This is a genomic window from Mesorhizobium sp. 113-3-3 (assembly GCF_016756495.1).
GTDB lineage: Bacteria > Pseudomonadota > Alphaproteobacteria > Rhizobiales > Rhizobiaceae > Mesorhizobium.
Window position 1 is genome coordinate 6,983,699 of the sequence record NZ_AP023243.1, and the last position, 11,301, is coordinate 6,994,999.

Genomic DNA, 11,301 nt, shown 5'->3' on the forward strand with positions numbered 1-11,301 from the left:
TATGGACACGACAGCCCAGCACGGCACGGTGAAGGAGAGGCCAGCGGCCTCCACGCCACGCCTGACGCTGTCCGGCATCTCGAAAAGCTTTCCCGGTGTGCGCGCGCTGCACAATGTCAGCCTGTCGCTCTATCCCGGCCAAGTGACGGCACTGATCGGCGAGAACGGTGCCGGCAAGTCGACGCTGGTCAAGATCATGACCGGTATCTACCAACCGGATTCCGGCACGATCAGCATCGACGGCCAGGCGGTCACGCTGCCCAGCGCGCATGCCGCCTTCGGCCACGGCGTCACCGCCATCCACCAGGAAACCGTGCTGTTCGACGATCTCAGCGTCGCCGAAAACATCTTTCTCGGCCACGCGCCGCGCACGCGTTTCGGCACCATCGACTGGCGCACGATGCGCAAGAATGCACGCGAAGTGCTCGACACCATGCATGCCGGCCACATCGACGCCGATGCGCGACTGAAGGATCTCGGCATCGCCAACAAGCATCTGGTCGCCGTGGCCCGCGCCATGTCGATCGACGCCCAGATCGTCATCATGGACGAACCGACCGCCGCGCTGTCGATGAAAGAGATCGAGGAGCTGTTTTTGCTCATCGAATTCCTCAAGGAGGAAGGCAAAGCGATCCTGTTTATCAGCCACAAGTTCGACGAGATCTACCGCATCGCCGACCGCTACACCGTGTTCCGCGACGGCGAGATGGTCGGCGAAGGCCTGATCAAGGATGCCGGCCAGAGCCAGATCGTGCGCATGATGGTCGGCCGTTCGGTCGACCACATCTTCCCGCAGCGCAAGGCCGAGATCGGCGCGCCGGTGCTCTCCGTTGCCGGCCTGTCGCATCCGACCGAATTCAGGGATATCGGCTTCGAACTGCACAAGGGCGAAATCCTCGGCTTCTACGGCCTCGTCGGCGCCGGCCGCAGCGAGGTGATGCAGGCGATATCAGGCATTACCCGCACATCGGGCGGGACGATCACGCTGGACGGCAAGGCGATCGCGCCGAAGTCGGCGGCGGACTCAATCGAGGCCGGCATCGTCTACGTGCCCGAGGAACGCGGCAAGCAAGGCGTGGTGATCGGCCTGCCGATCTTCCAGAACGTCTCGCTGCCGTCGCTCAACCGCACCTCCAAGTCCGGTCTGCTGCGGCTGGCGGAAGAGTTTTCGCTCGCCCGATCCTACACCGAACGGCTCGACCTCAGGGCCTCTTCGCTCAGCCAGGATGTCGGCACGCTGTCGGGCGGCAACCAGCAGAAGATCGTCATCGCCAAATGGCTGGCGACCGCGCCCAAGGTGATCATCCTGGACGAGCCGACCAAGGGCATCGACATTGGTTCCAAGGCCGCTGTGCACGGCTTCATGGCCGAACTGGTGGCGCAGGGCCTGTCGGTGATCATGGTGTCGTCGGAACTGCCGGAGATTCTCGGCATGTCCGACCGTGTCGTAGTCATGCGCGAAGGCCTGGTCGCTGCGGTCTACGACAATAAGGGGCTGGACGCCGAGACGCTGGTCCGGACGGCAGCGGGGATCGCGGCATGAGGGCTTTCCTGAAATACCGCGAGATCTGGCTGGCCGCGGCGATCGTCGTTTTGATCGGCCTGATCTCGACGCGTTTTCCCGCCTTCGCCGATCCCGGCAATCTGCGCCAGGTGTTCAACGACACCTCGATCCTGATGATCCTGGCGCTCGGCCAGATGGTGGTGATCCTGACGCGATCGATCGACCTGTCGATGGCCTCGAACCTGTGCTTCACCGGCATGGTGGTGGCGATGCTGAACGCAGCACACCCGGCGATCCCGATTCCGCTGCTGATCGTCATCGCACTCGCCGTCGGGCTGGTGCTCGGTGCCATCAATGGCCTGCTCGTGTGGCGGCTGAACATCCCTTCGATCGTCGTCACATTGGGTACGCTCACCATCTATCGCGGCGCCACCTTCGTCCTGTCCGGCGGCGCCTGGGTGAATGCCGACAAGATGAGCCCTGAGTTCATCGGCTTCCAGCGCGCCGCCTTCCTCGGCATTCCGGTGCTGTCGTGGATCGCCATTCTGGTCATCGCGCTGTTCTTCGTGCTGATGACGCGGACGGCACTCGGCCGCTCTATCTATGCCATCGGTGTCAACCCGACAGCATCGGTCTATACCGGCATCGATGTCGGCCGCACGAAATTCATCGTCTTCTGCATCTCCGGCATGATCGGCGGCCTTGCCGGCTACCTCTGGATCTCGCGCTATGTGATCGCCTCGGTCGAGGTCGCCAGTGGCTATGAGCTCAACATCATCGCCGCCTGCGTCATCGGCGGCATCTCGATCGCAGGCGGTATCGGCTCGGTCGGCGGCGCGGTGCTCGGCGCGCTGTTTCTCGGCATCATCTCCAACGCGTTGCCGGTCATCAACATCTCACCGTTCTGGCAGATGGCGATTTCGGGCAGCGCCATCATCCTGGCCGTCGTGCTCAACGCGCGCGGCGAACGCCAGCAGGGGCGCATCATCCTGAGAAAGATGGAGGCGGCATGAGCGACATCCCTGCCCCGCGCCACATCCCCGATCGGCTCGACAAGCCGTTCCGCTCGGCGATCTTTTCCTGGGAGGCGCTGCTGGTCGTGGTGGCTGTCGCCATCTTCGCCATCAACAGCTTCGCCTCGCCTTATTTCCTCGACCCTTATTCGCTGTCGGACCTGACCTTCAATTTCACCGAGAAGGGTCTGATCGCCTTTGCCATGGCGTTGCTGATCATTTCGGGCGAGATCGACCTGTCGGTTGCGGCTATCATCGCTCTCGCCTCGACCATGATGGGCATGGCCGTGCAGGCAGGCGCCGGCACACCGGTGCTGGTGGCGATCGGCATCTTCGTCGGGCTTGGCTGCGGCGCCTTCAACGGGCTCTTGGTGACCAGGCTTGGGCTGCCGTCGATCGTCGTCACCATCGGCACGATGAGCCTGTTTCGCGGCATCGCCTTCATCATCCTCGGCGACCAGGCCTATAAGGGTTATCCCTCGAGCTTCGCCTTCTTCGGCCAGGGCTATGTCTGGTGGGTGGTGTCGTTCGAGCTCGTGCTCTTCCTCATCGCGGCCGTTGTCTACTGGTTCCTGCTGCACCGCACGAGTTTCGGCCGCCGTGTCTTCGCCATCGGCAACAATCCGGTCGCGGCACAGTTTTCCGGCGTGCGCGTCGGGCGTATCAAATTCATCCTGTTCTGCCTGACCGGGCTGATGTCGGGCATCGCCTCGGTGCTGATCACTTCGCGGCTCGGCTCGACAAGGCCGTCGATCGCGCAGGGTTATGAGCTGGAAGTCATCACCATGGTGGTGCTCGGCGGCGTCAGCATCCTCGGCGGCGCCGGCAGCATTCTCGGCGTCGTGCTCGCCGCCTTCATCATGGGGCTGGTGACGTTCGGGCTCGGCCTGCTCAACGTGCCCGGCATTGTCATGTCGATCTTCATCGGCCTGCTGCTGATCATCGTCATCGCCCTGCCGATCGTCTGGCGGCGGCTGCGCGGGGGGCACTGATGCCGGAAAAGTACGCGTTCAAGATGAAGCTCAAGCCCGGCATGAAGGCCGAGTACAGGAAACGTCACGACGAGATCTGGCCGTCGCTGGTTACGCTCTTGAAACAGGCCGGCGTGTCCGATTACTCGATCCATCTCGATGAAGAGACCGACATCCTGTTCGGCGTGCTGTGGCGGCGCGACGATCACGGCATGGGTGAATTGCCCGGACATCCGGTGATGCAGCGCTGGTGGGCACACATGGCCGACATCATGGAGACGAAGCCGGACAACGAGCCGGTGGCCGTGCCCTTGGAAACTGTGTTCCACATGGCATGAGTGCTCTGCGCCACATCGCCGTCATCGACATCGGCAAGACCAACGCCAAGGTGGCGCTGGTCGACCTCGCGACCTTGAGCGAGGTGGCGCTGCGCAGGATGGCCAATGCGCCGCTGCGGCAGGCGCCCTACCCGCATCACGATGTCGAGGCGCTGTGGACATTCATCCTCGACAGCCTGGCCGGCCTCAACCGCGAACAGCGCATCGACGCCATTTCGATCACCACCCATGGCGCAACCGGCGCGCTGGTCGATGCCGCGGGCGACCTTGTGCTGCCTGTGCTCGACTATGAGTTCGATGGTCCCGACAGGCTGGCGGCGGAGTATGAGACGGTTCGCCCGCCCTTTTCCGAGACCGGCACGCCGCGCCTGCCGCTCGGTCTCAATCTCGGCGCACAGTTCTTCTGGCAGCAGAAAACCTTCCCGACGGAATTCGCCAAGGCCGCCACGCTGCTGATGTACCCGCAATACTGGGCGCTGCGCCTGACCGGCATCGCGGCCAACGAGGTAACCTCGCTTGGTTGCCACACCGATCTGTGGAACCCGTGGACCGCTGACTTTTCGTCACTGGTCGATCGGATGGGTTGGCGCCGCCTGATGGCACCGGTGCGGCCGGCCGGGGATAGCCTCGGCCCTATTCTGCCGGCGCTTGCCGCGCGAACCGGGCTCGATGCGCAAACCCCTGTGTTCTGCGGCCTGCACGATTCCAACGCTTCGCTGCTGCCGCATCTCCTGTCCGACGCGCCACCTTTCTCGGTCGTCTCGACCGGGACCTGGGTGGTGTCGATGGCGGTGGGCGGCAGGACGGTCGACCTCGATCCGGCGCGTGATACGTTGGTCAACGTCAACGCGCTCGGCGCCTCCGTCCCTTCGGCTCGTTTCATGGGTGGTCGCGAATTCTCGCTGCTGACCGAAGGGCAGCCGGAGAACTGGACCGAAGACGATATTGGCGCCGTGCTGGCGCAAAAGACGCTGCTGCTGCCTTCGACCCAGCAAGGATCAGGTCCATTCCCACACCAGGCCGCGACCTGGCTTGATGCCGACGGCATCAACAATGGCCGGCGCTTCGCCGCCATCTCGTTCTATCTGGCGCTGATGACGGCGACCTGCCTCGAGCTGATCGGCGCCGATGGCCCGACCACGGTCGAAGGACCTTTTGCCCGCAACCGGCTCTTCGTCGGCATGCTGGCGGCAGGCACAGGCCGCACCGTCATCGCCTCCGAGGCCGCCACCGGAACCAGCATCGGCGCGGCACTGCTGGCGTCCGATCAGGTCGCGACGCATGGCAAGGGGGAAAGAATAGAACCGCCGACCGACCCGGCCTGGGCCGGCTATGCCAGCGCCTGGCGCGCGGCGGTCGAAGCACGGGGCTGATCAGAGGATCCGCTTGCCGAAGGCCGACATGACGAAGTTCACGGTGTCGGCGCCAATCCTGGGCTCCAGATCAGCGGTCAGGCCCGAGACATCCATCGACAGCAGGCCGCCGGAGAGTGCGATCGCCTCCATCGCCTGATGCGTCTCGCGCACGGTCAGCCCGCCGGAGCCGGCCGCCCAGCCGGCGAATTCGGTGGCCGTCAGGGAATAGCTGACATGAAAGCCTTGTGTGCCCGATGTGGCGATGCGAATCGCCTCATGCATCAGGTCGCGCATGCCCATGGCGTCGATATCGGTCATGGTGAAGGCCGATACGCGCGAATCCTTCAGCACCCGCGCTTCGGCCGGATCGGCATGTCGCAGGCCGACGATGACGACATTTTCCGGCGACAGCTGCGGCTGCAGCGCGCCGGCCTTGTGGTCGAGACCGAGCGCACGCGCCAGAACCGAACCCTCCGGCAGGTCGATGCCCTCCTCGTCCTCGGGCATCAGCGCGGCGATGGAATCGATCCAGATCAGGCCGAAGGAGTGCGTCGCGCGCGCGGTCGCCGTCAGCGCCTTGTGGGCGATGCGGCGATCGGCGCCAGCGGCGAGTCGGATCAACCCTGAAGGCGGCCGCTCGACATCGGCGAGTTCCACGACGTCGAAATTCATCGCCTCCAGCCGCGCGCCGGTTCCCTCGCGGGCGAGGATGCCGGCGGCTTCCTGCTCGGCCGAGATCGACACCATCTTGCGGCCGGAAAAGTCGGCGACGTCGTGCATCGGCGCCTTCTCGACATATTCCGACGTCATCGCCAGGAGCATGGCGCCGTAGCTCATGCGGAAGGCGACGCGGTCGCCGACGGCGGGCCGCGGGTCGGCATCCTGCACGTCGAGCAGCAGATGATCGCTGGAGGCGCCGAGCACGCGAATCCCCTTGGCGATCGGCGTCAGCCCCTCGACCAGCACATCCTCGCGGCCGATATTGGCGATGGCGCGCAGCCTGTCGCCCTCGTCGGGAAAAACCGGCTGGTTGCCGAAGGCGTCGTAGCCGGACTCGCCGATCGGCCGTGACGGCTTCAGCTTGACCTCGATGATGTCGCTGGTCAGGCGGCAGGCATCGGGTTCGAGTTCGGCCCATGGCACATCGCGGAAGGTCTCGACGCCGCCCTGCAGGATCGCCTCGCCGACCCTGAGATTGTTGATGCCGGCCGGCAGCTTGCCTTCGAGCAGCAGCGTGAGCGATGACGAGGCACCGCCCGAGATCCAATCGAGGCTTTTGCCCGACAGACGCTCGGTCTTGTAGGCATGGGCGACGAGCTGGCCGAGATTCTCCGGCGTCGGCATGATGGCGCCGAAACAGCCGAGATTGGTGCCTATGCCGGCGATTCGCACGCCCTTGAACTCAAGGATTCGCTCGACGGTGGGGATCAGGTCGCTCGGCCAGATGCCTTCGCGGAGATCGCCGAGATCGATCATCAGCATGATGTCGTGGACGCGGCCCATGCGCTCGGCGATGCGCGAGATCTCGCGGATTGTGGCGAGTTCCGACTGCAGGCTGATGTCGACGGTGCGCACAACCTCCTCGACGCGCGCCATGGGCGGGCTGCGCAGCAGCATGATCGGCGCATTGATGCCGCTGTCGCGCAGCCGGCGGATGTTTTCGAAACGCGATTCGGCGATGCCGGCGACGCCGCCACGCAGCATGGCGCGCGCCACTTGCGGCATGCCGCACATGCCCTTGGTGACGCCGAACACCTTGATGCCAGACGATGCGCAGCGGTCGACGATGGTTCGGGCGTTGCGCTCGATGCGGCCAAGGTCGATGGCGACTTGCGGTCCCGACATTTTTTCACTCAGCGTTTGTAGAATCTGTCTGCCAGATGCATCTTCCAGATCGTCGCCCAATGCTTGTCAAACGTAGCGCAGTGACGGTCTCAATGTTGGAAACCAGAGCAATTGTATGTGGCCATGTCTTTCGATCGGAGAGACCAGTGACACTGGTCATTCATCATTCCGATGGTGAGTGGCAACTGACGTGCGGTGAACATGATCACCCCGCAGACTGCGGGGATTTCGAAGTCGTCGGTCTCCGCCATCTGACCGCCAGGCAGGATAACTTGGCACAGATTGGGCAGCTTGAGCGGGGGTGGCTTGCCGAATGGATGCAGGGCGAATGGACTCGGTGCCAACACGACGACTAGTGCTCCTCAGTTCACGTAGATCAACCCTTGCGGATCGATTTCAGGCTTTCGCCCGGCAACGATGTCGGCCAGGAATTTTCCGGAGCCGCAGGCCATCGTCCAGCCGACATGGCCATGGCCGGTGTCGAGATAGAGGTTTTTGTAGCGCGCCTGGCCGATGACCGGCACGGAGTTCGGCATCATCGGCCTGAGCCCCGCCCAGAGCACGGCTTTCTTCTCGTCGAACGCGCCAGGGAAAAGATCCCTGGCGGTCCGGAACATGGTGGCGAAGTCGCTGGGCTTGTGGGTTCGGTCGAAGCCGGTGAATTCGGCGGTGGAGGCCAGCCGCAGCCGGTTGCCGAGCCTGGAATAGGCCATCAGCTGGTCCTCGTCGGCGCCGCCCATGGTTGGGCCCTTGCTCTCGTCTTCCAGCGGAATGGTCGCGGTATAGCCCTTCACCGGATAGACCGGCAGGTCGATGCCGTAACGGCGGCCGAGCAGGCCGCTTTCCGGCCCCATCGAAATGACCACGGCGTCGCCTGCAATCGGACCGGCCGAGGTCATCACCGCGCGCACGCGGTCGCCGTCGATATCGAGGCCTTCGACGGTGGTATCGAACAGGAATTTGACGCCAAGCTTTTCGCTGGCATAGGCGGCGAGATTGTCGACGAACATTCTGGAATCGCCGGTCTGGTCGATCGGCGAATAGACGCCGCCGGCGATCTTTTCCTTCACGCCGGCAAGGCCCGGCTCAAGCTCGACCAGCCGGTCGCGGCCGACGATCTCGATCGGCAGGCCATGCTCGGCGAGGTAACGGTAATTGTCGGTGCCGGTGTCGAGGCTGTGCTGCGAGCGGAAGAAGTAGAGGATGCCTTTCTTGCGCTCGTCATAATGGATGCCGGTGTCGGCCGAGATGGCATTGATGCAGTCGCGCGAATAGAGCGCCAGCCGCAGCTTGACCTCACTGTTGGCGCGCAGCCGAGCCACCGTGCATTGACGCAGGAAACGCAGGCTCCAGGCAAGGAAATAGGGATCGAAGCGCAGCCTGACCTTGATGCCGAGGTCATGGTTCCAGAGCGCGCGCAAAAATGTCTTCAGAGCTGCCGGCGAGGCCCAGGCCGTGGCATCGCCCGGCGAGACCAGCCCGGCATTGGACTGGCTGGTGCCGCGCGCCGGCGCTGGATGCCGCTCGATCACGGTGACCTCGTGACCGTCGGCCGCCAAGTAATAGGCGGCGGCCGTACCGACAACGCCGGCGCCGAGCACAATTATCTTCATGCCATCCCCCTAAGCTCTTCGCGGCGAGGCGCCTCCACGCCGTGTCGCGACTGCTTCCATAGCGCGTCACCACGCGCCTTGCGAGCCCTTGGGGGCTTGGCTTCAGCCGCGCGCGGAGTTCTTGCTGGTCAGGATACGCTCCCAGGCGAGCGCATCGGCAACGATCTGGTCGAGGTCGTCGCGTTGCGGGGTCCAGCCGAGTTCAGCCCGGGCAAGGTCCGAATTGGCGACAACAGCGGCGGCGTCACCGGCGCGGCGGTCGCCCATCTTCACCTCGAAATCGCGGCCAAAGGCACGCCGAACGCTGTCAATGACCTCGAGCACCGAATAGCCATGGCTGTAGCCGCAATTGGCGACAAGGCTCCCGCCCCCGGCGCGCAACCGCTCCAAGGCCAGCCGATGCGCCGCCGCGAGGTCGCTGACATGGATATAGTCGCGCATGCAGGTGCCGTCCGGCGTCGGGTAGTCGGTGCCGAACACCTGCATGAACGGACGCTTGCCGAGCGCGGTCTCGCAGGCAACCTTGATGAGATGCGTGGCGCCCGGCGTCGACTGGCCGGTGCGGCCCCTGGGGTCGGCGCCGGCAACGTTGAAATAGCGCAATGCGGTGTAGCGGATATCGTGCGCAAGGCCGGCATCACGCAACATCCACTCGCTCATCAGCTTGGACAGACCGTACGGCGATTCCGGCGCCAGGCGGGCATCCTCGCGCACCGGCTCCAGCCCGGCGCCGCCATAGACGGCGGCAGTCGAGGAGAAGATGAAATGCGGCACGCCCTCACGCACCGCGGTTTCGATCAGCGTGCGCGTCTTCGAGGTGTTGTTTTCGTAATAGGCGAGCGGGTCGGCGACCGATTCCGGAACCACGATGGAACCGGCAAAATGGATGATCGCGTCGACCTTATTGTCCCTGATGATCGAACCGACCAATTCCTTGTCGGCGACATCGCCGACAACCAGCTTTGCCTCCGGCGCCACCGCCCATTCGAAGCCGGTGGAAAGCCGGTCGAGAACGACCACGCTTTCGCCCGCGTCCAGCAATTCCCAGACCATGTGGCTGCCTATATAGCCGGCACCACCTGTCACCAAAACCGTCATCCGCGTCCTCGCATTATCCAAGATTTATCGGAAACTGTCTCAAACCCCGCTCTACTGGAAAGCCTGCCGCATGGCCATTAGAACCCTCGGTAACCGGCGTTCACCAAATGTGGCATCATGCTGAAACAAAAGCGATCCACAGAGCGTGTCGTGGAATGGGAATAGGCCACGATCCGCCATCGTTAGGAACAGGTGCGGGGCGTGGCATTTTGACCAAAACGGCCCGGTGGACGACCAATAGGCCAATGACTATGATCCCGCGCAAAATTGGGAAGCCGACATGAACTACCAGCGGTTCTTCGAAGAAGCGATCGACCAGCTCCATGCGGAGCGTCGCTATCGTGTCTTCGCCGACCTCGAGCGCATCGCGGGCAAGTTTCCGCGCGCCATATGGCGTTCCAACGGCCGCGCCGAGGAAATCACCGTCTGGTGCTCCAACGACTATCTCGGCATGGGCCAGCACCCCGACGTCATCGCCGCGTTCCAGGACGCGGCCGGCAAGATGGGGTCGGGCGCCGGCGGCACCCGCAACATTTCCGGCACCTCCAACCCCCTGGTGGAACTCGAGCATGAGCTTGCCGACCTGCACGGCAAGGACGCGGCCCTGGTCTTCACCTCCGGCTTCGTCTCCAACGAAGCCTCGATCTCGACCATCGCCCGGCTCTTGCCCAATTGCCTGATCATCTCGGACGAACTGAACCACGCCTCGATGATCGAAGGCGTGCGCCGCTCCGGCGCCGAGAAGAAGATCTTCCGGCACAATGACGTCGCGCATCTGGAAAGCCTGCTTCAGGCGGCGGGCCGCGAACGCGCCAAGCTGATCGTGTTCGAAAGCGTCTATTCGATGGATGGCGACATCGCACCGATCCGGGAGATCGTCGAGCTCGCCGAGCGCTACAATGCCATGACCTATATCGACGAGGTCCATGCTGTGGGCATGTACGGGCCGCGCGGCGGCGGCATCACCGAGCGCGAGGGCCTGGCCGACCGCATCGACATCATCGAAGGCACGCTGGCCAAGGCATTCGGCACGCTGGGCGGCTATATCACCGGCACCAGTGCGGTGATCGACGCGGTGCGCTCCTATGCGCCGGGCTTCATCTTCACCACGGCGCTGCCGCCGGCGATCGCGGCCGCGGCCACCACCTCGATCCGCCATCTCAAGAACTCTCAGGCCGAGCGTGACGCCCAGCAGCAGCAGGCAGCGCGGACCAAGCAGATCCTGTCTGCGGCCGGCCTGCCGGTGATGGAGTCTCCGACCCATATCGTGCCGGTGCTGGTCGGCGATCCCGAACTCTGCAAGATGGCCAGCGACCGCCTGCTCGGCGTGCACGGCATCTACATCCAGCCGATCAACTACCCGACCGTGCCGCGAGGCACCGAACGCCTGCGCATCACGCCGACGCCATTCCATTCCGACACGCTGATCGCGGGACTGCAGGACGCGCTGGTCGAGACCTGGGATGCGCTCGGCATCCCCTACGGCTCCACAGGACGGCCCGCCGTGGCCAAGAGCGATCGGATCGTTCCGCTCCTGGTGCCCAAGTCGGGCGGCTGAAGCCCG

Annotated in this window: 9 protein-coding genes; 6 read left to right on the top strand and 3 right to left on the bottom strand. The window is 64.2% G+C overall.

Going from position 1 to position 11,301, the window contains the following annotated elements:
- The first annotated feature begins 1 nt into the window (after nt 1).
- Genes JG746_RS33630 through JG746_RS33650 form a run of 5 tightly spaced genes read left to right on the top strand, consistent with a single transcriptional unit; the run spans nt 2 to nt 5,199 of the window.
- A complete protein-coding gene (locus tag JG746_RS33630; protein ID WP_202356231.1) occupies nt 2-1,543 on the top strand; it encodes a sugar ABC transporter ATP-binding protein in 1,542 nt (513 codons plus the stop codon).
- The gene (locus JG746_RS33635) at nt 1,540-2,517 is read left to right on the top strand and encodes an ABC transporter permease (protein ID WP_202356232.1); all 978 of its coding nucleotides are present in this window, start codon (nt 1,540-1,542) and stop codon (nt 2,515-2,517) included. The genes JG746_RS33630 and JG746_RS33635 overlap by 4 nt, the downstream gene beginning before the upstream one ends.
- Nucleotides 2,514-3,509, top strand: a complete 996-nt coding sequence (locus tag JG746_RS33640) for an ABC transporter permease (RefSeq protein WP_202356233.1) — start codon at nt 2,514-2,516, stop codon at nt 3,507-3,509. Before JG746_RS33635 ends, JG746_RS33640 begins: the two co-directional genes overlap by 4 nt.
- Nucleotides 3,509-3,826 (top strand): L-rhamnose mutarotase, encoded by a 318-nt coding sequence (gene rhaM / locus JG746_RS33645; protein WP_202356234.1) that lies wholly within the window; start codon nt 3,509-3,511, stop codon nt 3,824-3,826. The genes JG746_RS33640 and rhaM overlap by 1 nt, the downstream gene beginning before the upstream one ends.
- The gene (locus JG746_RS33650) at nt 3,823-5,199 is read left to right on the top strand and encodes an FGGY-family carbohydrate kinase (RefSeq protein ID WP_202356235.1); all 1,377 of its coding nucleotides are present in this window, start codon (nt 3,823-3,825) and stop codon (nt 5,197-5,199) included. Before rhaM ends, JG746_RS33650 begins: the two co-directional genes overlap by 4 nt.
- Here JG746_RS33650 and JG746_RS33655 read toward each other — a convergent pair whose 3' ends face one another.
- From JG746_RS33655 to galE, 3 genes are all read right to left on the bottom strand, one after another.
- A complete protein-coding gene (locus JG746_RS33655) occupies nt 5,200-7,026 on the bottom strand; it encodes an alanine racemase (protein ID WP_202356236.1) in 1,827 nt (608 codons plus the stop codon).
- A 362-nt stretch (nt 7,027-7,388) separates the two neighbouring features.
- On the bottom strand, nt 7,389-8,639 hold the full coding sequence (locus JG746_RS33660; protein ID WP_202356237.1) for a D-amino acid dehydrogenase: 1,251 nt from the start codon (nt 8,637-8,639) through the stop codon (nt 7,389-7,391).
- A 102-nt stretch (nt 8,640-8,741) separates the two neighbouring features.
- On the bottom strand, nt 8,742-9,737 hold the full coding sequence (gene galE / locus JG746_RS33665; protein WP_202356238.1) for a UDP-glucose 4-epimerase GalE: 996 nt from the start codon (nt 9,735-9,737) through the stop codon (nt 8,742-8,744).
- Nucleotides 9,738-10,017: 280 nt separating this feature from the next.
- Between galE and hemA the strand changes: the two genes are divergently transcribed.
- Nucleotides 10,018-11,295: a 5-aminolevulinate synthase gene (hemA, locus tag JG746_RS33670; RefSeq protein WP_202356239.1), complete on the top strand. Its 1,278-nt coding sequence runs from the start codon at nt 10,018-10,020 to the stop codon at nt 11,293-11,295.
- Nucleotides 11,296-11,301: the final 6 nt, after the last annotated feature.